22 protein-coding genes are annotated in these 22,393 nt (G+C 64.8%); 11 read left to right on the top strand and 11 right to left on the bottom strand.

Annotated features, from left to right (window positions below):
- Window positions 1–519: 519 nt before the first annotated feature.
- From JAN5088_RS02055 to JAN5088_RS02030, 6 genes are all read right to left on the bottom strand, one after another.
- Window positions 520–2,199, bottom strand: a complete 1,680-nt coding sequence (locus JAN5088_RS02055; protein WP_143114527.1) for an IS1 family transposase — start codon at window positions 2,197–2,199, stop codon at window positions 520–522.
- Window positions 2,200–2,378: 179 nt separating this feature from the next.
- Window positions 2,379–3,425 (bottom strand): protease modulator HflC, encoded by a 1,047-nt coding sequence (gene hflC, locus JAN5088_RS02050; RefSeq protein WP_055681119.1) that lies wholly within the window; start codon window positions 3,423–3,425, stop codon window positions 2,379–2,381.
- Complete coding sequence (hflK, locus tag JAN5088_RS02045; RefSeq protein WP_055681118.1) at window positions 3,422–4,585, bottom strand: FtsH protease activity modulator HflK; 1,164 nt, start codon at window positions 4,583–4,585, stop codon at window positions 3,422–3,424. The genes hflC and hflK overlap by 4 nt, the downstream gene beginning before the upstream one ends.
- A 66-nt stretch (window positions 4,586–4,651) precedes the next feature.
- Entirely contained in the window at window positions 4,652–6,010 is a 1,359-nt protein-coding gene (gorA, locus tag JAN5088_RS02040; protein WP_055681117.1) for a glutathione-disulfide reductase, read from the bottom strand.
- A 72-nt stretch (window positions 6,011–6,082) separates the two neighbouring features.
- A complete protein-coding gene (rpiA, locus tag JAN5088_RS02035; protein ID WP_055681116.1) occupies window positions 6,083–6,871 on the bottom strand; it encodes a ribose-5-phosphate isomerase RpiA in 789 nt (262 codons plus the stop codon).
- 28 nt (window positions 6,872–6,899) lie between these two features.
- On the bottom strand, window positions 6,900–7,634 hold the full coding sequence (locus JAN5088_RS02030; protein WP_233489690.1) for a thiamine diphosphokinase: 735 nt from the start codon (window positions 7,632–7,634) through the stop codon (window positions 6,900–6,902).
- A gap of 80 nt (window positions 7,635–7,714) precedes the next feature.
- On the opposite strand from JAN5088_RS02030, the gene JAN5088_RS02025 reads away from it, so the two are divergent.
- Window positions 7,715–9,547 (top strand): hypothetical protein, encoded by a 1,833-nt coding sequence (locus tag JAN5088_RS02025; protein ID WP_055681114.1) that lies wholly within the window; start codon window positions 7,715–7,717, stop codon window positions 9,545–9,547.
- Window positions 9,548–9,652: 105 nt separating this feature from the next.
- Here JAN5088_RS02025 and JAN5088_RS02020 read toward each other — a convergent pair whose 3' ends face one another.
- Together JAN5088_RS02020 and JAN5088_RS02015 are read right to left on the bottom strand one after the other, a co-directional pair.
- Window positions 9,653–9,904, bottom strand: a complete 252-nt coding sequence (locus tag JAN5088_RS02020) for a DUF2842 domain-containing protein (RefSeq protein ID WP_055681113.1) — start codon at window positions 9,902–9,904, stop codon at window positions 9,653–9,655.
- Window positions 9,905–9,907: 3 nt separating this feature from the next.
- Complete coding sequence (locus tag JAN5088_RS02015; RefSeq protein ID WP_055681112.1) at window positions 9,908–11,200, bottom strand: adenylosuccinate synthase; 1,293 nt, start codon at window positions 11,198–11,200, stop codon at window positions 9,908–9,910.
- Window positions 11,201–11,326: 126 nt separating this feature from the next.
- Here JAN5088_RS02015 and secG point away from each other — a divergent pair, with 126 nt between their 5' ends.
- Both secG and pyrG read left to right on the top strand, forming a co-directional pair.
- Window positions 11,327–11,686 carry a preprotein translocase subunit SecG gene (gene secG / locus JAN5088_RS02010; protein ID WP_055681111.1) on the top strand — a complete coding sequence of 120 codons (360 nt, stop codon included), beginning with the start codon at window positions 11,327–11,329 and terminating at the stop codon, window positions 11,684–11,686.
- A gap of 151 nt (window positions 11,687–11,837) precedes the next feature.
- Window positions 11,838–13,499: a CTP synthase gene (gene pyrG / locus JAN5088_RS02005; protein ID WP_055681110.1), complete on the top strand. Its 1,662-nt coding sequence runs from the start codon at window positions 11,838–11,840 to the stop codon at window positions 13,497–13,499.
- A 9-nt stretch (window positions 13,500–13,508) separates the two neighbouring features.
- On the opposite strand, the gene JAN5088_RS02000 is transcribed toward pyrG, so the two are convergent.
- Together JAN5088_RS02000 and JAN5088_RS01995 are read right to left on the bottom strand one after the other, a co-directional pair.
- The gene (locus JAN5088_RS02000; protein WP_055681109.1) at window positions 13,509–14,561 is read right to left on the bottom strand and encodes an ion channel; all 1,053 of its coding nucleotides are present in this window, start codon (window positions 14,559–14,561) and stop codon (window positions 13,509–13,511) included.
- A 58-nt stretch (window positions 14,562–14,619) separates the two neighbouring features.
- Window positions 14,620–15,405: a MipA/OmpV family protein gene (locus tag JAN5088_RS01995; RefSeq protein WP_055681108.1), complete on the bottom strand. Its 786-nt coding sequence runs from the start codon at window positions 15,403–15,405 to the stop codon at window positions 14,620–14,622.
- A gap of 142 nt (window positions 15,406–15,547) precedes the next feature.
- On the opposite strand from JAN5088_RS01995, the gene JAN5088_RS01990 reads away from it, so the two are divergent.
- The 8 genes from JAN5088_RS01990 (at window position 15,548) to JAN5088_RS01955 (ending at window position 21,840) form a co-directional block, all read left to right on the top strand.
- Window positions 15,548–16,336, top strand: a complete 789-nt coding sequence (locus tag JAN5088_RS01990) for a 23S rRNA (adenine(2030)-N(6))-methyltransferase RlmJ (protein WP_055681107.1) — start codon at window positions 15,548–15,550, stop codon at window positions 16,334–16,336.
- Window positions 16,329–16,622, top strand: coding sequence for a DUF1330 domain-containing protein (locus JAN5088_RS01985; RefSeq protein WP_055681106.1), 294 nt, complete (start codon window positions 16,329–16,331; stop codon window positions 16,620–16,622). The genes JAN5088_RS01990 and JAN5088_RS01985 overlap by 8 nt, the downstream gene beginning before the upstream one ends.
- Before the next feature lie 23 nt (window positions 16,623–16,645).
- The gene (locus tag JAN5088_RS01980) at window positions 16,646–17,086 is read left to right on the top strand and encodes a tellurite resistance TerB family protein (protein WP_055681105.1); all 441 of its coding nucleotides are present in this window, start codon (window positions 16,646–16,648) and stop codon (window positions 17,084–17,086) included.
- Window positions 17,087–17,158: 72 nt separating this feature from the next.
- A complete protein-coding gene (locus tag JAN5088_RS01975) occupies window positions 17,159–17,929 on the top strand; it encodes an ABC transporter ATP-binding protein (protein WP_055681104.1) in 771 nt (256 codons plus the stop codon).
- Window positions 17,930–17,986: 57 nt separating this feature from the next.
- Window positions 17,987–18,709 carry a transporter substrate-binding domain-containing protein gene (locus JAN5088_RS01970; protein WP_055681103.1) on the top strand — a complete coding sequence of 241 codons (723 nt, stop codon included), beginning with the start codon at window positions 17,987–17,989 and terminating at the stop codon, window positions 18,707–18,709.
- 94 nt (window positions 18,710–18,803) lie between these two features.
- A complete protein-coding gene (locus JAN5088_RS01965; RefSeq protein WP_074962364.1) occupies window positions 18,804–19,691 on the top strand; it encodes an ABC transporter permease in 888 nt (295 codons plus the stop codon).
- A complete protein-coding gene (locus JAN5088_RS01960) occupies window positions 19,688–20,494 on the top strand; it encodes an ABC transporter permease (protein WP_055681101.1) in 807 nt (268 codons plus the stop codon). The genes JAN5088_RS01965 and JAN5088_RS01960 overlap by 4 nt, the downstream gene beginning before the upstream one ends.
- A complete protein-coding gene (locus tag JAN5088_RS01955) occupies window positions 20,491–21,840 on the top strand; it encodes a glutamine synthetase family protein (protein WP_055681100.1) in 1,350 nt (449 codons plus the stop codon). Before JAN5088_RS01960 ends, JAN5088_RS01955 begins: the two co-directional genes overlap by 4 nt.
- A gap of 9 nt (window positions 21,841–21,849) precedes the next feature.
- Here JAN5088_RS01955 and JAN5088_RS01950 read toward each other — a convergent pair whose 3' ends face one another.
- Window positions 21,850–22,287: a CAP domain-containing protein gene (locus JAN5088_RS01950; RefSeq protein WP_055681099.1), complete on the bottom strand. Its 438-nt coding sequence runs from the start codon at window positions 22,285–22,287 to the stop codon at window positions 21,850–21,852.
- Between the last annotated feature and the right edge of the window lie 106 nt (window positions 22,288–22,393).

The raw sequence follows: 22,393 nt of genomic DNA, 5'->3' as shown, positions 1-22,393 counted from the left end.
GACGGTAAATATTGATGGCTCGGTTGCTTTGTTCGAAGGTGAGATGAGCCTAAGTCCTTCTGGCAAGGTGGTCAGGCTGAAAGGGCTGATCAACAAGACCGCATAGCACTAACCGCTGGTGTCTTGATCCACGCCAGCATGGGGTAGATAGCGACAAAGCTCTCCTGAAAATGTGCGGGGGTGCCACTTCGATAGCGAGGTGGCACCCCCTTATACTTAGACCCTCGGGGTCGTCAGTAGTCTGTAGCCCTTGTAGAGCAGCAGCGCAAAACGCAGCAGCTCACAGGCCGTAGCAAGGTCATCAACCATTTGGCTAATCCTTGCGAGCTCCAGCTGTGGATTTCACCTATCACCGGGTTGATCCTCCCGGATCGCGGTAAGACTGAATCACGCTCGAGCTTGGGTTCTCCTGCTATCGGGGAGTTAGCATCCCTCAAGCGATCTGAGCCCGCACACCCCCGCCGCATAAGAAAGGGATGCTTGAAGGAGTTCGGACCGAACTTTTTGATCCAGAAGCGATCAGAGCAGATCGCGCTCATAAATTCTGCCCCGCGCCAGCCCGATCCGCATCGCCGGCGTCTTACCATCCGTGCCCGGCTCCATCCAGTTGTGGTAGAACCGATAGATTTCGACAAGCTTCGACAGAACGACTGGGTCGTAGAGATGATGCCTGCCCCAGACGCGACCAGGACCATTGGTCGAAATCTGCGGCCGGCTGGCGAAGCGCACGTTCGAGCGGAAGCGATGGAAGTAGCTATCGACGCTTCGGAGCGTAGCCAGGCGCATCAGCTTGGCTTTCTCCCGCGCCTCCAGCCCCGGGTGGTCCGTGAGCAGGCAGACCCGCCTGTTGGGCTCGCTCTTCGTCGGGAATGGATACTGAAACCATTCACCGACCGGCTCCCCGACAAGACGGACAGCCACCTCCTCGTCGAGGATCTCGGCGTAGAACTCCGCCGGAATCAGACTCAGCTCAGTCGGGGTCAACCCCGTGGTTGCACACAGGTCGATGCGACCATCGGAGACGACGCAGTTGCGCATATCGTTCGTCATCGCCTTGTCGAAGTCGATGATGGCGAGATGCGCGCGCCCGGCCGACACTTCCGGCTGAAAAACTGTCGCGAATGATTGCTTGAGGCCAGCATCCCCATCCATCACGAAGATCAACGGGGCGTCCGTCTGGCCGATATGATCGTGCAGCCGCATTGCGTGGGCAAACTGCATCACATCGTAGCGCAGCATCGAGCCGGTGGCAGGCAGGCCGTATTCCTCCACCTGCGGCAGCCCCGCAGCCTTCGCCAGCCGCACGAGATGTGCGTCGAACTCGGTCTTCGTCCAGATGCGGGCGTGGCGGCGGAAAGCCGTAGAGATGTGGTCCTCGTCCGCCGCACGGGACTGGGCCTCCGCTTCCGCCGACGAGATCTCCGGGTCGAGCTGGAAGGACGCCTCCATGATGAAGCCCGATCGCGCGTGCGCGGTGCAGAGATGCTGGAACACGACCGGAAAACGCCGCTTCCGGCTGGGCCAGTTGATGGTCAGCGCCTGGCTGTCGGTGGCGAAGCGTGAGCCCATCTCTGCGAAGTCGATCCGGGAGAAGTCCTCGCGGCGCGCCACGAAGCTCCCGACCTGATCGTGGTAAAACCCGATCCGCCGGTAGATGTCTCGGTAGGACAACCCGGAGATCTTCGAGGTCTTGGCGAGCGACAGGTCGTTGCAGAGCATATCGAGGACCAGGCGGTTCTTGTCCGACCGCTTATGCCGACGGGCCGGCTTGCCGGTCGAGAAGGTCTTCGCGCAGCCCTTGCACCGCCAGCGCGGGTCGCCGCCCTTGGTCTTGCCGAAGCGCTGATAGAGCTCCGGATGCTCCTCGACCGAGAGGCCTTGGTTCGCGCAGCTCGCCGTGCGGCAGGCGGGCGCGCAGGGATCAGTCTCGCGCAGGCGTCGCATCCGCTCGTGTTCCTCCGCGACCGCACGGTTGTTCTTTACCCGGGAGGTTGTGCGACAGGCGGGACACTTGTAGAACTCTTTGTGCTTGCCACCCGGCACCGCTCCGCGCGGCATACCTGGCGGCGCGGACGGGGAGCCATTCGGTCGCTTGAACGGATCGGGCAGCACGCCGTAAAAGGCGCAGGCCGGGTTGCGGCAAAAGTTGAGATCGACACCTGCCACGGGCGCAGGCAGCCTTCGGGTCAGCGGGGCCACCGCTGTTCCCGAAGATATTTTCGAGACGCTCGACACCTGTTTCCTCCATTCGGACGACGGTCAAGCGTGGTGTCAAAGAAAAAGTTGGCCGCAGTGCGGCCAACCGAAGAACTTTTTCAACATTTACCGTCAGGGGCTGGGCCCTAGGGGCGGCCTTTCCGGTGATACGGTGAGCGCCGTCAGTTTCCGATGCTGGCGCCTTCCAGAACAGGCGCGTCGTCCTGCGCCGGCTGATCGTCCGACGGGGCGCTTTCCAGCGGCACAAGCGTCCGCGACGGCTCCGCCTCGACCTCGGAGGAGCCTTCCTCCGCTTCCGGCAGAGCGATGGCATCGTCGGCTGGAACCTGCGGCGTCGCGCCAGATCCGCCATCCGACTTGAGATAGTCGAAGAACTCCGAATCCGGCGACAGCACCAGCGTCGAGTTGTTGGACTGCAACGCCCGCGAATAGGCCGTCAGGGAGCGATAGAACTCGAAGAACTCCGGATCGCCGCTGAAGGCTTCGGCGAAGATGTTGTTGCGGCGTGCGTCGGCCTCGCCTCGGGCGATCTCGGCTTCCCGCCCCGCGTCGGAGGTCAACTCGATAACCGTCCGGTCCGCGAGAGCGCGGATACGCTGCGCCGCTTCCTCACCGCGCGCGATCTCGTCGGCGGCTTCCCGTTCGCGCTCCGCACGCATCCGCGCAAAGGTCGCGTCGAGGTTCTGGGGCGGCAAGTCCGTCCGCTTGAGCCGCACATCGATGATCTGGATGCCCAGCGCCGACGCCTCGGCCCGCGCGCCCGTGGCAATGCGGAGCATCAGCGCGGCACGATCCTCCGACAGGATGTCGTTGGACGACACCGAACCCAGCACCTCGCGCAGCTCGGACCGAAGGATCAGGTCCAGTCGCTGTTCGGCGGCGGTGATCCCGCCGGGACCGACGGCCTGACGGAATTGTCGCACGTCGACGATGCGGAAACGCGCGAAGGCATCGACGACGAGCCGACGGTCGTCCGAGGGCGTGACCTCCAGCGGGTCAATGTCGCGGCTCAGGATGCGGTCGTCGTAGAAGACCACCTCCTGCACCAGCGGCAGCTTGAACGCAAGGCCGGGGTCTTCCTTGACCGAGACAACGCGGCCGAACTGAAGGACGAGCGCCTTCTCGCGCTCATCGACGACGAAGATGGCCGAGAACGCGATGATGAGGATGACGACCGCCGCCGGCAGTAGATAGATCGAACGCTTCACTGGTTCTCCCCCCCTTGCGAGGCGCGCCCGCCGCGCAGTTCATTGAGCGGAAGGAACGGCAGGACACCCTGCCCGTTGCCGCCGACGTCGCTGTCGATGATGATCTTGTCCACGTCGCCCAATATGTTTTCCATGGTTTCGAGATAGAGACGCTTGCGCGTCACTTCCGGCGCTTGGGAATATTCCCCCAAGACCGCATTGAACCGGGAGGCTTCACCCTCGGCCTCGTTGACGACGCGGGCGCGATAGCCCTCGGCCTCCTCCAGAAGTTGCGCCGCCTCACCCCGCGCTCCGGCAAGGACCCGGTTCGCATAGGCATCGGCTTCGGATTGCAGACGGTCGCGCTGCTGTTCGGCGGCCTGGACCTCACGGAAGGCGTCGATGACCTGCTGCGGCGGGTCCGCCCGGTCGAAATTCACACGCACCACGGCCATGCCCGAGTCGTAGCTGTCGAGCGTGAGCTGGATCAGGTCGCTCAGCCGGTCCGCGATCACGCCCCGGTCGCGGTTGAGGATGGGCGCGAGCTGCGACTGCGCCACGATCTCGCGCATGGCGGACTCGGCCACGGCACGGATCGTCTGTTCTGGGTCGCGCAGGTTGAACAGGAACATGGCCGGATCGGCGACGTTCCAGACCACCTGGAAATCGATGTCGATGACATTCTCGTCCCCGGTGAGCATCAGCCCCTGGTTGTCGCGATCGCCCCGGTTGACGCCGATGTCCACAGTACGCTCGGTCGTGACGGGGATGACTTCCTTCGTCACGACGGGCCAGGGAGCAAAATTCAGGCCCGGCTCTCCAATGCTGGAAAACTCGCCCAGGAAAAGCTCCACCGACCGTTCTTCCGGCCGAACGGTATAGAAAGATGCATAGAGCCAGGCCGCCACGAGGACGAAGATGCCGATGGCCACCGTCACGCGGTTCAACTCGAACCCTCCGCCACCGCCTTCGCCGTTGGGCGGGCGGTTTCCGCCGCCGCGTCCGCCCATGAGGACGCGCAGCTGATCCTGGCCCTTCTTCATCAACTGGTCGATCTCGGGCACGCCCTGCGGCCCCCGGTTCGGCGGCCTGCGTCCGCCGTTCGGTCCGGTCGGCCGATCGTCGTCGCCTCCACCACCGGATTTGCCGCCACCCCCCCAGGGGCCTCCGCTACCTGCCATCAGGATCGTCCCTTCGATTTTTTGTCTGACTGTCTTCTCACAAGATTGGGATTGACACGTCCCATATCAAGAAAGCACCCGTGCCGGCTCCTTCATCGTGACCAGTTCCTCTGCCATCGTCGGATGGACGGCACAGGTCCGATCGAAGTCGGCCTTGGTCGCGCCCATCTTGAGCGCGACGCCGATGAACTGGATCATCTCGCCCGCGCCGGGACCCACGATGTGGACGCCCAGCACCTTGTCGGTTTCCTTCGACACGAGCATCTTGAACAGTACCCGTTCCTCTCCGCCGACGAAAGCCTGCTGCATGGGCCGGAAGGCGGTCGCATAGACCAGCGTCGGCTCCTGCTCCTCGGCCTCCTCCTCGGTCAGGCCGATGGTGCCCATCTCGGGCTGGGTGAAGACGGCGGTGGGGATCAGCTCATGGTCCACGGGCGTCTTGTCGCCCTGAAACACGGTCTTGTGAAAGCCGATCGCCTCGCGGATGGCCACGGGCGTCAGCTCCACCCGGCCCGTGACGTCGCCGATGGCATAGATCGAGGGGACGCTGGACTGGCTGAATTCATCCACACAGACCACGCCCTGCCGATCCTGTTCGACGCCCGCATCGTCAAGTCCCAGACCCTTGGTGTTCGGCCGTCGCCCGGTCGCCCAGAGCAGGCAGTCGAATTCATCGGAATAGCCGTTCGAGCCCTTGACCCAGATCCTGTCCCCGCGCTTCTCGATCTCGATGGGGGCGCAGCCGGTATGGATCGTGACGCCGCGTCGCTCCATGCAGTCGCCCACATGGCCCCGCGCCTCCTCGTCGAAACCGCGCAGGATCTGTGCGCCCCGGACGAACATGCTGACCTCGGACCCCAGTCCGTTGAAGACACCGGCGAACTCGCACCCGATATAACCGCCGCCGACGATCAGCATCTTCCTGGGGATGCGATCCAGGTGGAACACGTCGTCCGACACGATCCCCAGGTCGGCATTCTTCATCTCGGGCACATGAGGATGCCCGCCGGTGGCGACCAGGATGTGCTTGGCAGTCTTCCTGCTGCCGTCGGCCAGTTCGACGGTATGAGGGTCGCGCAAGACGGCCCGCTGCTTGAAGACCTCGACTCCGGCGTTCTCGGCATTCTGCTGGTAGATTCCCTCCAGCCGGTCAAGTTCCTTGTGCATCCGGTCCTTGAACGCGGGCCAGTCGAAACCGCTGACATCCACATCCCAACCATAGTCGCGCGCATAGCCCATCGTTTCGCGGTACTCGGACGCGAAGACCATCAGCTTCTTGGGCACGCAACCCCGGATGACACAGGTGCCGCCCATGCGGCTTTCCTCGGCCAGCGCGACCTTGTGTCCATCAGCCGCCGTCAAACGGGCGGCACGCACCCCGCCGGAGCCGCCGCCGATGACGAAAAGGTCGTAGTCGAAATCCATGCCATGTCCTTCCTGCCCTGCGGGCAATTCCATCCGCGCCGGTCGAGTGTCGCGCCCTGTCGGCCCCGCGTGTCAGCCTTCGACGACCGTGAAGATGTTGTCGTCGTCACCGATGTCGATGCGCTCATGCGTCACGGTTCCATGGTTGATGTCGCGCACCTCGACCGTGCCGTCGGCGGCGCCGACGATCACAACGTCGCAGATGTCGAGAAACAACCCGTTCTCCACCACCCCGGGTATCTGGTTGAGCACCAGCGCCAGCTGCCTCGGATTGCCGATCCGCCGCAGATGCAGGTCCAGGATGAGGTTGCCTTCATCGGTGCGATACGGTGCATCGTGGTTGAGGCGCAGGGTCACTGACCGACTCGCCACGTCCATGCCGATCAGGCTTTCCTCGATCAGCGCCTTGGTGGTCTGCCAGCCGAAGGGAATGACCTCCACTGGCAGGGGAAAGGCGCCTAGATTGTCGACATGTTTGGAAGCATCCGTGATCACGACCATCATGTCCGACGCGGTTGCCACGATCTTTTCCTGGAGCAGCGCGCCGCCGCCGCCCTTGATGAGCGACAGGTCGGTGTCGAACTCATCGGCCCCGTCGATGGTCAGGTCCAGCCACTTGACGTCTTCCAGCGTGGCGAGCGGAACCTCGCATTGCCGCGCCAGTTCGGCGGTGCGCGATGAGGTCGGCACGCCGGTGACGCGAAGACCGTCCTCGCGGATCATCTCGCCCAGGCAACGGACCATCCAGGCAGCCGTCGATCCCGTGCCCAATCCAATGCGCATTCCGTCCTGAACGTAGTCGAGGGCGCGGCGCGCCGAGACGTATTTGGCCATGTCTATGGGGTTCGGTCTGGCGGACATCTGCGCGGCTCCCTGTTCGTCGCGGGGCTTATAGCGGCGACGTGTCCGCGCCGCGAGGGGTCATCTCCAACGATTCGAGAAGGGCGGGCAGCGCGTCTGACGGCAGGATCAATGCCATCGGCCCGCCCGAAAGGTTCAACGTCACCGGACCGGTCGTCCGGTTCGACGTGCCGGTGACGGAGGCAGGACCGAAGGCCACTCTGTCGATGGGCCACTCCAGACCTTCCCCGGTACCGGTTGCAGGCCCGAGCGGCCAGAGCGACAGGCGCGTGCCGACCGGCAGGTCGAGGCGGATCGAAGGTGGCGCGATGCAGACACAGTCCTCCTCGCCCAGAAGGACGCAGGGGGCACGGTTGCGCGCCAGCTCGGTCAGGCAGGCGAGAAAGTGGTCAACGCGGGCACCGATGAAGCCGACGGCGATCGTGAAGGGCGCCGGATAGGTCCGCAGGGCCTTCGCAAAATCGGTGCTGTCCTGTTCCGGGACATGGACGAGGCCGTCGGCGAAGACCGCGCGCGCCTCCTCCGAGATCGAATCAAGGTCGCCAACCACTGCGCAGGGCCTCATGCCCGCTTGTAGGACGGTGTCCGCTCCACCGTCGACGGCGATCAGGCGGGGGGCATGCGTTAAGGCTTCATCAAGAACTTTCCTGCTAACCGGAGCACCACCGACAAGTGTCTGAGCGGAGGTGACTTTGGAAACGGGCCGTTTCAAATCTGGCAAGAATTCGTCCCCACCATCGTCAAATTGTCCCGATCCGGGCACGATTTGAATGGAATCGTCTGTCTATGTACATGGTTAAGTGAAACAGGTTCCCGGAAGGGAAGCAAAGCGAGGGTTTCCGGATGGTTCCTGAAAACAAGATTCTCACGGTCGCCTATGGCACCTTTTCCTGCACGCTGGAGGGGTTCGACGACCCTTTTTCGACCATGACCGAAATCGCGGAGTACTTCCGTGACCTTGCGGCGGGCGACCGGTTCTTCGGTGCGGAACCTCCGACGCCCGACATGGCGACGCTTCGCGGCATCGCGGAGACTCGCGCGAAGCAGTCCGTGAACGCGCGGTCGGGCGACAATGGCATCGTCCTTTCCCCCTCGCTCGCCGAAGCCGGCCAAACCGTCGATGATGCTCTGGCGAGGAGCAGCAAGTCGAAAGAGCACGTTGCTCGCCGCGAAGCACGGGAGGATACACGCGAAAACCTGTTCGACGACGCTGCCTTCTCGACCATCGAGGACGAGCCGGAGAGCGCCGTTCATGGCGTGTCTGAAACGCTGGCCCGCGTCCGCAACGTGGCCCGCTCCGGGCGGACGCCATCTCACGACGAAATCATCGATGCAGAGCCTGTGTGGGAGGACACCGAGGAGGAAGACGTCGAGGCACCGCAGCCCGAGGAGGAACCGGTCGCGGCGAATGATATCGACGGACCGTCGGACGATGTCGCCCCCGGCGAGGAAGACATCGCGCTGGAGGATCGCGGCGTCGAGTCGGATGAGCTTAAAGCGGAGGATGACTTCGCCGAACAGTCGGAGCACGCCGCCTCGCTGCAGGAAACCGCCGCGCCGCCGAGCATCCGCGTCCGCAAGATCCGTAGGACCGAGACGGCGGAAGCTGCGGTCGTCACGATGCGCCACGCCGAGGTGGACGACGATGCAGGGGAGAGCGACGACGATCATTCCTTGACATGCCTGTCCCACGAGGTGCCCGCAGGGAATGACATCGACGACGATCTGACGGGCGATCTGTCCGGACTCGCGTCGGAGGAAGGTCCGTTGGACGACGATCTCCTGGAGGAGGATGACGACAGCGACATCCTTGCCGGGATCTTCGACGACGATCCCGATGAGGAAGACCCTGTCGCTGCGATACGTCAGGATGTGGCGGCGGAGACGAATGCCTACCCGGCCGCCTACGAGGACCTGGACGATCAGGCGCTCACCGAGGATGCCGCCGAAGAGGATAAGATCGTCCTTAGGGACCACGATGAAAAAGGTGCGCGGACCAAATCCGGCGTCGCTACCCCACTCGTGCGCGACATGGAGCGTCTGTTCGCCGCCACCGACAGCCGTCTGTCCGGCGAGGATACGTCGCGCCGCCACGCGAACATCTCTCATTTGAAGGCAGCCGTCGCGGCGCGCCGTGCGGATGGGCCGATCCCGCAGCGCCAGTCCGACGACACCGGCGCCTATCGCGCGGACCTTGCCAGCACCGTCCGCCCGCGTCGTGCGCCGGAACAGACCGAGGCGCGGACCGCTCGGCCCGAACGTTCGGCGCCGTTGGTGCTCGTGTCCGAACAGCGCGTCGAGGAAGCGCCCGCCGCCGAGCGTCCGGTCGCGCCGCGTCGCCCCCATCGCGACATCGAGACGGACGACGGGGAACAGGTTCGCGCCTGCGCCGAGGATTTCGAGCGTTTCGCCGCCGAAGTCGGTGCAGCCGACCTGCCCGAGATCCTGGAAGCGGCCGCCGTCTACACCGCCGAAGTGCTGGGGCAGGACAACTTCTCGCGTCCCCGGCTGCTCCACCTCGCCTCCGAAGCGGTGGAGGATCTGAGCCGTGAAGACGGCCTGCGCGGTTTCGGCCAACTGCTGCGGGACGGCACGATCCGGAAGGTCAGCCGAGGCACCTTCGCTCTCGGCGCCGAGTCGCGCTATTCGGACCCTTCGGCCCGACGCTTCGGTTGATCCGATTGCCGCTGCCCGTTCGACCCGCCGCGCCCAGCGGCGGGTCTTTTCGTGCAGGTCCGGCAGAAAATGGTCTCCGCCCCGGACCCCAGGCATCGCGTCAGGTCAATCAGAGCCGGCTCCATCTGCGGGGTCGTCCGTATCCTCACGGGACGTCCCAAGAAACACCGGTTTGAGCGGAAAGAAGGCAACGACGCCCAGCACGATGTAGATCAGCAGTTCGATCAGTAATGGCGGCTGACCGAAACGGTCATAGACCAACCCCATGATCCCCCCCACCAGCACGATGTAGAGCGGCAGCCCCACCACCAGGATGAGCAGCGAAAGACGCTTGCGGGTCTTGTGGCGGAGAGCCATCGCTCAGTCCTCGAACGGATCGGTGACGAGGATGGTATCCTCACGCTCGGGTGACGTCGACAGCAGAGCCACGGGACAGGCGATCAGTTCCTCGACCCGGCGGACGTACTTGATGGCTTCGGCGGGCAAGTCCGCCCAGCTGCGGGCGCCCTCGGTCGACTGGGACCAGCCGGGCATCTCCTCATAGATCGGGGTGCACCGGGCCTGCGCGTCGGCTGCGAACGGCAGGTGGTCGATGCGCTCCCCGTCCAGATCGTAGGCCACGCAGATTTTGAGCGTCTCGAAGCCATCGAGCACGTCGAGCTTGGTCAGCGCGATGCCGTTGACCCCCGAAGTGGCGCACGTCTGGCGCACCAGCACCGCATCGAACCAGCCGCAGCGGCGCTTGCGCCCTGTGACCGTTCCGAATTCATGGCCGCGCTCCCCCAGTCGTTGCCCGTCCGCATCGTCGAGTTCGGCCGGAAACGGGCCTTCGCCCACCCGCGTGGTATAGGCCTTGACGATGCCCAGAACGAAGTCGATGGACCCTGGCCCGATGCCGGTCCCCGTCGCGGCCTGTCCCGCGATCACGTTGGACGAGGTGACGAAGGGATAGGTGCCGAAGTCGATGTCGAGCAGTGCACCCTGCGCACCCTCGAACAGGATCCGCTTGCCCGACCGCCGCGCCTGATCGAGCACTTTCCAGACCGGCGCGGCATATTCGAGCACGGCCGGCGCCACGTCGCGCAACGCCGCGAGTAGCGCATCGCGATCCACAGGCTCCATCCCCAGCCCGCGGCGCAGTGCATCGTGATGGACCAGCGCCCGATCGACCCGCGCCTCCAGCGTGGCGGGATCGGCAAGGTCGGCAACCCGGATCGCCCGGCGGCCGACCTTGTCCTCATAGGCAGGACCGATCCCACGGCCAGTCGTCCCGATCCTGGCGACCGAGGTGGCGGATTCGCGAGCGCGGTCGAGTTCACCGTGGATGGGCAGGATCAGGGGAGTGTTCTCGGCGATCATCAGCGTCTCGGGCGTGATGGTGACGCCCTGGTCGCGCAGTTGCGCGATCTCCTTCATCAGATGCCAGGGGTCCAGCACGACGCCGTTGCCGATGACCGACAGCTTGCCGCCCCGCACGATGCCAGACGGCAGAAGCGACAGCTTGAAGACCCGGCCGTCGATAACCAGCGTATGGCCGGCATTGTGGCCCCCTTGGAAACGGGCGATGACGTCGGCCCGCTCCGACAGCCAATCGACGATCTTGCCTTTGCCCTCATCGCCCCATTGGGCGCCGACCACTACCACGTTCGCCATGAAGACCCCCGGTCCGATTGAAACATGGGTCCCCTAACCCGCCGGGCCCCGACAGGGAAGCCTTCGGGCTTGCGGCACCGGGGCACAGTCAATAGGTAGCCCGCGAACAGACCGAATGGGCCCTGCATGGAAAACGTCATCCTCGTCATCCACCTGATCCTCGCCTTCTGCCTGATCGGGATCGTCCTTCTGCAGAGAAGCGAAGGTGGCGGCATGGGGCTGGGCGGTGGCGGCGGCGGCGCCATGACCGGTCGGCAGTCGGCGACGGCAATGACGAAGTTGACGTGGGCTTTTGCCGTGGCATTCCTCGTGACCTCGGTCACCCTGACCATCGTCGCGGCGCAGAACGCCTCGGGCGGGTCGGTCGTCGACCTGACCGTGCCGGTCGAGGATGTGGAGCCTCTGGTTCCCGCCGCGCCGACCGGGTTGGACCTTCTGCCGCCCACGACCGGCGATGCGCCGCTGACGCCGCCGCGGGCGGACTGACGACACCGAAAAGGGCGCGCGGGCGCCCGGAGGCGGAACGATCCGGCGGCCTGCGGTTGCGGCCGGTCGGGATCACCTGCTACCGTCAAATCCCGTGATTGGTGATTCCGGCAAGGGTCGGATCTGGACGACGACGCGGGAGCAATCCGACATGGCACGTTACATCTTCATCACCGGCGGTGTGGTCTCATCGCTGGGCAAGGGTCTTGCCTCGGCAGCTCTGGGCGCGCTGCTCCAGGCGCGCGGATATTCCGTGCGTCTGCGCAAACTCGACCCCTATCTGAACGTTGATCCCGGCACGATGTCGCCCTTCGAACACGGCGAGGTCTTCGTGACCGACGACGGCGCCGAGACCGATCTGGACCTCGGCCATTACGAGCGGTTCACGGGCGTTGCCGCGCGTGCAACGGATTCGATCAGTTCCGGGCGCGTCTATTCCAACGTCCTCGAAAAGGAGCGGCGCGGCGATTATCTTGGCAAGACGATCCAGGTCATTCCGCACGTTACCAACGAGATCAAGGATTTCCTGCGGATCGGTGCCGATGAGGTCGATTTCATGCTCTGCGAGATCGGCGGCACCGTGGGCGACATCGAGGGCCTGCCTTTCTTCGAGGCGATCCGCCAGTTCAGCCAGGAACAGCCGCGCGGCCAATGCGTGCTGATGCATCTAACGCTGCTGCCCTACATCAAGGCCAGCGGCGAGTTGAAGACGAAACCCACCCAGCACTCCGTCAAGGAGCTTCGGTCCATCGGCCTCGCCCCCGACATCCTGGTCTGCCGGTCCGAAGGCCCGATCCCCCTGAAGGAACGCGAAAAGCTGGCGCTGTTCTGCAATGTCCGACCCGACTCGGTCATCGCGGCGCAGGATCTGAAGTCCATCTACGAGGCGCCCCTGGCCTATCACCGCGAAGGGATGGACCAGGCCGTGCTGGATGCCTTCGGGATCAGCCCGGCGCCCAAGCCGAACCTCGACCGCTGGGAGGATGTGGTGGACCGCATCCACAATACGGATGGCGAGGTCCGGGTGGCGATCGTGGGCAAGTACACGCAGCTTGAAGACGCTTACAAGTCCATTGCCGAGGCGCTGACCCACGGCGGCATGGCCAACCGCGTGAAGGTCCGGATCGAGTGGATCGACGCGGAGGTCTTCGAGCGCGAGGAGCCGTCGGCGCATCTGGAGCGGCTGAATGCCATCCTCGTGCCCGGTGGTTTCGGCGAGCGGGGCACCGAGGGCAAGATCAAGGCGGCGCAATTCGCGCGCGAGAAGGGCATCCCCTATCTGGGCATCTGTCTGGGGATGCAGATGGCCGTAATCGAGGCGGCCCGGAACATGGCGCATATCGACAATGCCGGGTCGGAGGAATTCGACCACGAGGCGCAGGCCGGCAAGCCGGTGGATGTGCGTCGGTTCACTCCCGTGGTCTATCATCTTAAGGAATGGGTGCAGGGCAACCATACCGTCACGCGCAGGGCCGACGACGACAAGGGTGGGACGATGCGGCTCGGCTCCTACGATGCGGTACTCAAGGACGGGTCCAAGGTGGCGGAGGCCTATGGCACCACCGCGATCGAGGAACGTCATCGCCATCGCTATGAGGTGGATATCCGCTACCGTGAGAAGCTGGAGGAGAGCGGGTTGGTCTTTTCGGGCATGTCCCCCGACGGGCGCCTGCCCGAGATCGTCGAAGCGAAGGATCATCCCTGGTACATCGGCGTCCAGTTTCATCCGGAGCTGAAGTCCAAGCCATTTGCGCCCCACCCGCTGTTCGCGGACTTCGTACGCGCCGCCAAGGAGCAGTCGCGTCTGGTCTGAGGGCTCGGATCAGAAGTCCTCCGGGATCCATCGGCGGACGACTTCCTGTCCGGTCTCGGAGGCGATGACGGTCAGCAAGGCACGGTCCATCCGTTCGCGCAGAGGATCGCCTTCGTTGAAGGCCATGGCGATCAGGACGGGGTCCCAGCGTGTCGTCGTGATGCGCAGGGACTGTCCGTCCCGTTCGTTCGCCCAGTGCAGCAAAGGTGCTGCAGCCACCACGACATCCGCCCTGTCGGCGGCGATCTCGGCCAGCGCGGCGGATGGGTCCGGGACCACGGCGGCGATCACGCCACGACCTTTCAGGAATGCCTCGGCCGATCCATCGACGGGAACAGCGACACGCTTTTCGAGCACAGCCTCGGGCAGGTCGATGGACTGACCGTCCCCTGATGCTAGCGTCACGACGGCTGCCGTCAGCGATGCGCTCACCGCAAGGCCCACCAGCATCCAGATCATTGCGATGGCACGCCCCATGGTCGTGACCGGCGCCTTGTCGCCATAGCCAATGGTGGTCAAGGTCACGCCGGCCCACCAGAAACCGTCGCCAAGCCCCCTGCTCGGCGCCTTGTGGAACATCTCCTCGTTCGTGCGACGCTCGAAGGCCCAGACGATGGCGCCGACGACGAACAGAAGCGCCGCAACCCCTGCGACGATCCGCAGAAAATCGAGAGTGACGAAACCCTTGACCACGCGCAGCACCATCGGGTCTTCCGGCGCGGCCATGCCAAGCGTGGCGGTATAAAAGGGTTGCGACAGGTCGGCCCGCGACTCGATCTCGGCGCTGCCTTCGACGGGCAGGACGATGTCATGCCGGGCCAGCGCGTCCACCGGATCGGTGCCAGCCGGCAGGGCCACGAAGGTATATTCGATGTCCGCCGCCTCGGCCGCCAGCCGGAACAGATCGACGGTCAGCCCCGTGTTCAGACCCTCACCATCCGTCAGGGCGAAGGGCGGGGCCTGCATCACGCCGACGGAAACCTCCTGCCCGATCGCGCGGATCGGCAGGGCCAAGGTTAGAAAGGCAAGGGCGAATGCGGCAAGAAGGCGGATCGAATTCATGCCAGACTATCACCTCGATCGCTCGAAAGGTTCCGTGTCACCTGGATCGGAAGGACTTTCAGAAGCCGAGCGTGAACCGTCGCGTGACGCCGATGCTGGCGGAAACCGCTGTGTCATCGACGGTGATCGGGCTGTCGGCGGCATCCCCCCGGAGGCGGTCGTAGTTCACCGTCGCGTCGATGCCCCAGTTGTCGTTGATCTGATAGCCCGCGCCGAGTTCGACCCCCGTGGATACCAACCCGCCACCTGCATCGAATTCCGTGAACGAGGAATTGCCGGCCTCCGCCGCGGTCACGCCGAAATAGGTGGAGCTGTAGTCGCTGTCGCCGAACAGCGCGCGCGGTCCCAGGGTCAGGGTCAGCCGGTCTGTCGGGCGGGCGATGACGTCCGCGCCCAGTTCGCCAACGAACCCCTCATGGCCGATCACGCCATAACGGACCTTGCCGAAAGCCTCCAGATTGCGCGTGGCGTAGCGAACGCCGGCGCCGAGTTCCAGCGAGGCATCGACATCATCCAGTCCGGCCAGTTCCGGGTTGTCGGAATCGTCCCGCTCGCCGATGTAGCGCAGCGATCCGATCAGACCGAAGCCGCGCGGCTCATAGAGGGGATCGGGGTTCCCGAAGGTATATCCGCCCAGGCGCAAATGGTTCAACTCGACGCTCGCCGTCGGGCCAAATCCGGTCTCCGACGCGCCGAAATATTCCGGCGCGGACTTCACGCCGCCGCGCAGGGTAAAGCCGAGCGCAGGGCCCTGCTCCTGGGTCGAATATGTGGTCGTATCGGCGATCTGCGCAGAGGCGGCAGTCGCGGTCAGGGCAAGGGCAGCAAGCGAAATGCGAAACATGGCGATCCCGGGCAGGTCAGGCTTTGAAATACAAGTCCGTATTTAACACGGCCATTCGTGAAGGCACGGAAAAAGCGATGAGATCACGGGCAGTTTTCCTTCGCCGCTTGCCAGGCGCGGCAAGCGGCACTAGCCCAAGGGGATGCTGTCCTATCAACATGGCTATCACGCGGGAAACGCCGCCGACGTCCACAAGCATGCCCTGTTGTCCTGGACGCTTGCCTATATGGTCAGAAAAGACAAGGCGATCAGTTACTTGGAGACCCACGCGGGGCGTGGGGCCTATGATCTCGACGGCCCTGCGGCAGCCGTCACCGGCGAGGCCAGAACGGGTGTCGACCGGCTGTTGCATCGCTTCCCGCCGGACCACCCCTATGTGGCGGCATTGACACGGTTCCGTGCGGAAAACGGGGCGCGCAGCTATCCCGGCTCACCGCTCTTGGCGGCCCTGACGCTCCGGCCGTTCGACAAGATCGACTTGGCCGAATTGCATCCCGCCGAACACGGTGCCTTGATAGAAGCCATGCCCGCCGGTCCGAACACGCGGATCCACAGGCGCGACGGGCTGGAGATGGCCAAGGCCCTGACCCCGCCTGATCCGCGCCGGGGCCTTATGCTGATCGACCCGTCATGGGAAGTGAAGGCCGATTACACCAGACTCGCGACCCTGCTGCCCGTGATCCATCGGAAATGGGGCGTGGGCGTCCTGATGCTGTGGTATCCGATCCTGCCCGACCGCCGGCATCTGCCGATGACCCGCACCCTTCGCGATGCGATGCCCGAGGCACTGGTGCATGAGGTCCGCTTTCCGCCTGCACGACCGGGACATGGGATGGAAGGATCGGGCATGGTCGTCGTCAACCCACCCTGGGGCATGGAGGGCGAAATGGCCCGCCTGTCCCGCATCTTCGAGGAGGCTGCAGATGGCTAAGGGATACTGGATCGCGCATGGGCGGGTGGACGACCCCGAGCGATACGACCTCTACCGCGCGGCCAATGCGGCACCGCTAGCCGAATACGGCGGGCGGTTTCTGGTGCGCGGCGGGGCCCGCGAGACGGTCGAAGGCAAGGCCAAGCCCCGGACGGTGGTGATCGAGTTTCCGACCTATCAGGCGGCGCGCGACTGCTATGCCAGCGCAGGCTATCAGGCAGCGCTCAAGCTGCGCCTCGGGATCAGCGAAAGCGATCTCGTCATCGCGGAGGGGTGGGAAGGCTGAGCGGCCTTGCTATATGTCATTGCATGTTTTCAGATCTCATCAATCGCCTGACGGCGCCCGACCCCGCCCGCCTTCCGGAACCCGACGCTCGGCTGGCCCTTGCCGCGCTGATGGTGCGCGTCGCCCGCAGCGATGGCGATTATGCCGATGTCGAGAAGGACCGGATCGACCGCATCCTGATCGTCCGCCACGGCCTTAATCCCGATGCGGCCGCCGGCCTGCGCGCGCAGGCAGAAGCGCTGGAGGAGGAGGCCCCGGACACCGTCCGGTTCACCCGCGCGATCAAGGATGCTGTGGCGCTCGAGGAGCGGATCGACGTGATCGAGGCACTGTGGAAGGTCGTCCTCGCCGACGGCCAGCGGGACGAGGAGGAGGACAGCCTGCTGCGCCTGCTGGCCAGCCTTCTGGGCATCAACGACCGCGATAGCAACCTCGCCCGACAGAGGGCGCAGGGTAAGGTCTGATCCTGCAACCCCATTGCAATCGGGGTGGAATTGCTGCGTAAACGTCCGAACCGCGCCCAACCCGAGGCTGACTTGGCCGACGCCCCGCCCGTTATCGAGATCCGCGACCTTCACAAGGCCTACGGCCAGTTGGAGGTTCTGAAGGGTGTCGACCTCCGGGCCTGTCAGGGTGAGGTCGTGTCGCTGATCGGGTCGTCCGGGTCCGGCAAGTCGACCCTGCTGCGATGCGCCAATCTGCTGGAGGACAGCCAGTCGGGCGACATCCTGTTCTGCGAGGAGCCTGTCCGCTGGCGCGGGTCGGGTCACTCCCGCCGGCCGGCCGACGCGGCCCAGATAACGCGCATCCGCACGAACCTGTCGATGGTGTTCCAGTCCTTCAACCTCTGGTCGCATCTGACCGTGTTGCAGAACGTCATGGAAGCACCCGTTCACGTCCTGCGGCGCGACCCGGCAGAGGTCGAACGCGCCGCCCGCGCCTATCTCGACAAGGTCGGCATCGGCGACAAATGCGACGCCTGGCCCGCGCAGCTGTCGGGCGGACAGCAGCAGCGCGCGGCGATCGCGCGGGCCCTGGCGATGGAGCCCAAGGCCCTCCTGTTCGATGAGCCGACATCGGCGCTCGACCCGGAACTGGAGCAGGAGGTGATCCGGGTGATCAAGGCGCTGGCCGACGAAGGCCGAACCATGATCATCGTGACCCACGACATGAACCTTGCGCGCGACGTCAGCAATCATGTCATCTTCCTGCACCAGGGCATGATAGAGGAGGAGGGCCCGCCGGCCAACCTGTTCGGCGCGCCAAGATCCGAACGGCTGCGCGGCTTTCTGAGCGCCGTGGCCTGACCGCCATCACCCGCCATCCCCGCCGAACAGGGGAGGCACAACACCGGAGAGAACGACATGAAACTGATCCTTACCGCCGCCGCGCTGGCGCTGACGACCGGCGGGGCCATGGCCCAGGACACGGTCCGCATGGCCACCGAGGGCGGCTATCCCCCGTATAACTTCCTCAACGACGCAGGAGAGGTCGACGGGTTCGAGCGCGACGTGGGCGACGAGATCTGCGAGCGGGCGGAGCTGACCTGCGAGTGGGTGACGAACGAGTGGGATTCGATCATTCCCAACCTGACCTCGGGGAACTACGACACGATCATCGCCGGCATGTCGATCACCGATGAACGCGACGCGGTCATCGACTTCACGCAGAACTATTTTCCGCCGGCCGCTTCGGCCTATGCCGCGATGTCCGAGGACGTCGACCTGACCGGAGGCGTCGTCGCAGCCCAGACGGGCACGATCCAAGCCAATCACGTCGCGGAATCCGGTGCGACCCTGCTCGAATTCGCGACCTATGACGAAACCGTCGCGGCGGTGCGGTCGGGCGAGGCGGATGCCGTCTTTGCCGACAAGGACGCGCTGGTGCCGACGGTCGAGGAATCGGCGGGGGAGATGATCTTCGTGGGCGACGATGTGCCCCTGGGCGGCGGGATCGGCGTCGGCCTGCGCGAAAGCGACACCGAATTGCGCGACAAGCTCGACGCCGCGATCCAGTCGATGAAGGATGACGGCAGCCTGAACGAGTTGATCGTCGAGTGGTTCGGCGAGGACGCGAAGACGTTCTGATACGGCAGGACGCCGGGGCGGCCTGCCCGCTCCGGCGTTCCGTCCGCTTCAACCGGGCACCTTCCAAAGGTGTCCACATCGGGGATCCGAGACCATCTTCAGCGCCTGCGCCGACCCATCGACCCTCGACGGTCTTGCCTGGCTGACGTGCTACCTGACCACGGGAAAGCACCTGTCGTTCTATGCGGCCTTCGGGACTGTCCTGCTGTTACTGGCGATCACCGCGCCGGCGGCGCTTGCGTTCGGGTTCGGCGGCGCGATGGCGGCCCGGTCCCATTTCGCGCCGCTGTCGTGGTTGGGCAAGGCCTATATCGCCATCGTGCGGGGCGTGCCAGACGTGGCATTCTTCCTGTTCTTCGTCATCGCCCTGGATCAGGGGCTGGAGTACGTCCGCCACCAGGTCAAATGCCCGGATTGGGATCAACCGGTCCGGCAGGGAAGCGATTTCCTCGTCTGCCCGGCCGCCAAGATGCCGCTCGGCAACGCGCCGCAATGGGTTCACGAGAGCTACGGCTTCGCGCTGGCCGTGGTGACCTTCGCCATCGTCTTCGGCGCCTTCGCGGCCAACGTCCTTTACGGCGCGATGCGGGCCGTGCCCCGTGCGCAGGTCGAGACGGCCGAGGCCTATGGCATGACGCGCAGGCAGGCGTTCCGGCGGATCATCGTTCCTCAGATGTGGATCTATGCCCTGCCCGGCCTCGGCAACCTCTGGATGGTCCTCATCAAGGCCACGCCGCTGCTGTTCCTGCTGGGGGTCGAGGATATCGTCTACTGGGCGCGTGACCTGGGTGCCGCCAAGACGCCGCGGTTCACCGACTATCCGCACCCGGACTGGCGGATGTGGTATTTTCTCGCGTTGCTGGTCTTCTACCTCGCGTTCACCCGGATCTCCGAGATCGTCATCGCGCGCCTGACCCGGCGGCTGAGCCATGGTCAGGACACTGCCGCGGGCGAAGCCCTGCGCCGCGCGAACGTCGCATGAGTTGCTGGCAGACCATCGCGGATTACGGCCTGCGCTCCCTCGGGATCGGCGAGCGATTGCTGCCCCGGTCGGACTTCACGCTTTGCGAACAAGTGACGCTTATCGGGTCCGGCATGATCTGGAATGTTTATTTCGGCGTCGTGGCGCTTGTCGCCGGCTTCGCGCTCGCCACGCTGGTGGCGGTCGGAAAGGCCCAGGCGAACCCCTTCCTCCGCAAACCGGCCGAATGGTTCATCTTCCTCTTCCGCGGAAGCCCTCTCTTCATCCAGTTCTTCTTCGGCTACTTCCTGTTCCTGTCGCTCAAACAGGCGGTGCCGACGTTCGACGTCCTGTCGTCGGCCTGGGCGGGCGCGCTGGTCGTCCTGTTTTTCAACACGGCGGCCTATTCGGGCGAGATCTTCCATGGCGCATTGCAGTCCGTGCCGAAGGGCGACCAGGAGGCAGCGGAGGCCTATGGCATCACGGGCTGGAGAAAGTTCCGCCGCATCACCTGGCCTACCATGCTGCGCCTTGCCTGGCCTGCCTACACCAACGAGGCGATCTTCCTGTTCCACGCCACGACGCTCGTGTTCTTCACCGGGTTTCCCGCAGTCCAGCAGCGCGGCGATGCGCTCTATTATGCAAGCTACTTCGCCGACAAGACGTTCAACCCGTTCGTTCCCTACCCGATCCTTGCGGGTTACTTCATCGTGCTGACGCTCTGCATCATCGGTATCATGGGCGCAATCAACCGGCGGCTGAACAGGCATCTCCCCCAAGCCCGGCCACGACGGCCCCGGCTGCTTCCCCAGATCATTCGATGACCGACCACCCCCCCGGCGGATGGCTTCACGCCAACCCTCATGTCCATTCCGTCCGCGCCGCGGCCTGCGACCTGAACGCGCAAGCCCGCGGCAAACGCATCCCGCGTCGTTATGCGCACAGCCTGGAGACGGAAGGGACGCGGTTTCCGTTCTCGATCATGAACCTCGACATCTGGGGCGAGGACATCGAGAACAGTCCGCTTGTTTTCGATAGCGGCGACGCGGACGGCATCCTGAAACCTACGGAACGTGGGTTCGTGCCGATGCCATGGCTCGATACGCCGACGGCGCTGCTGCCGGTCTGGATGTACCACCATGACGGGCGGCCGTTCGCCGGCGATCCGCGCCACGCGCTTGCGGCCGTATTGGCACGTTATGCCAAACGCGGGCTGACGCCAGTGGTCGCGACCGAAATGGAGTTCTATCTGGTCGACGACAGCACCCGGCAGCTGCGCGTCCCTGCCTCGCCCCGATCCGGCAAGCGGCGACCGGGAGCGGAAACGCTGTCGATGCGGGCCCTGGACGCGTTCGACCTGTTCTTCACGCAGCTATACGACGCCTGCGAGCAGATGGACATTCCCGCCAACAGCGCGATTTCCGAAGCGGGCATCGGTCAGTTCGAGATCGATCTCGCTCATCAACCCAATGCGCTGAAGGCCGCGGATGACGCCTGGTTCTTCAAGCTGCTGGTTCAGGGACAGGCCCGCAAGCATGGCTTCGCCGCCAGCTTCATGGCCAAACCCTACCCCGACTATGCGGGCAACGGGATGCATGTCCATTTCTCAGTGCTGGACGCGGATGGGGTCAACATTTTCGACAACGGCACACCCGAAGGGTCGAGTGCCCTGCGTCACGCGGTGGCGGGCCTTCTGTCGGCTGCACCGGCCTCGACGCTGATCTTCGCCCCACATCTCAACAGCTATGACCGCCTTGTGCCGGGCGCTCATGCACCGACGGGACTGTCCTGGGCCTATGAGAACCGGACCTCGGCCATCCGCATCCCCGCGTCGCCCAACGCCGCCCGACGCATCGAGCACCGGATTTCCGGCGGCGATGTGAACCCCTATCTGCTGCTCGCCGTGATCCTTGCCGCCGCCCTTCGCGGCATCGAAGACGGACGGGAGCCGCCGGCCCCCATAACTGGAAATGCCTACGCAATGGACTTGCCGTTGGTGCCTGCAACCTGGGCCGAAGCGGTGGACCGGTTCGAACGGGATCCATGGACCGAGCGTCTGCTTCCCCCGCCGCTGATCGCGAACATGGTGCTGACCAAGCGGCAGGAGATACGCGACATCGAGGAGTTGACGGAGGCGGAACGGATCGACCTATACCTCGACACCGTCTGACCGCATTCGTCAGCAGGGCCCAGCCAGCACCATCGCCCACCAGAGCCTGCCGAAGTCGTCCCGAACAGCGGCAACCGCGCCGTGCGTCATCCGCCGGTCAAGGATGTTGCGGCGATGACCGTCCGATTTCATCCATGATTCCGTCACGAGCTCCGGCGTCCGCTGCCCTGCCGCGACGTTCTCCGCCCCGTAGCATCCCCGGTATCCTGTGCCCCGAAGCCGGTCGGCAAAGCTCGACCCCTGCGGGCCGTCATGACCGATCTGACCCCTTGCCGCCATATAGCGGGCCTGCGCTTCGGCCGCGGCGGCGAGGCGTGGATCGGTCTGGAGAGCGGACATCCCCGCCCGCTCCCGCTCCCGCGAGGCGAGAGTCAGAGCCTCCGCCACGGTGTCAGCCGGGGCGGGGCTGCCAAGGGCCAGCAGGAAGATGACAAGACGCACTATCATAAGGACCCCCTACCCGATTTCGCCGCGACCCTGGACCCGAAAGGCTAAGATTCCGTCAATGCGCGGGATCTTGCGGTCATGTCACCGTCGGCCTAGCCTCCGCCCG

This window comes from Jannaschia rubra (assembly GCF_001403735.1).
Lineage (GTDB): Bacteria > Pseudomonadota > Alphaproteobacteria > Rhodobacterales > Rhodobacteraceae > Jannaschia > Jannaschia rubra.
Note: the sequence above shows the minus strand (reverse complement) of the source record. Positions and strands in the feature narration are given on the sequence as shown.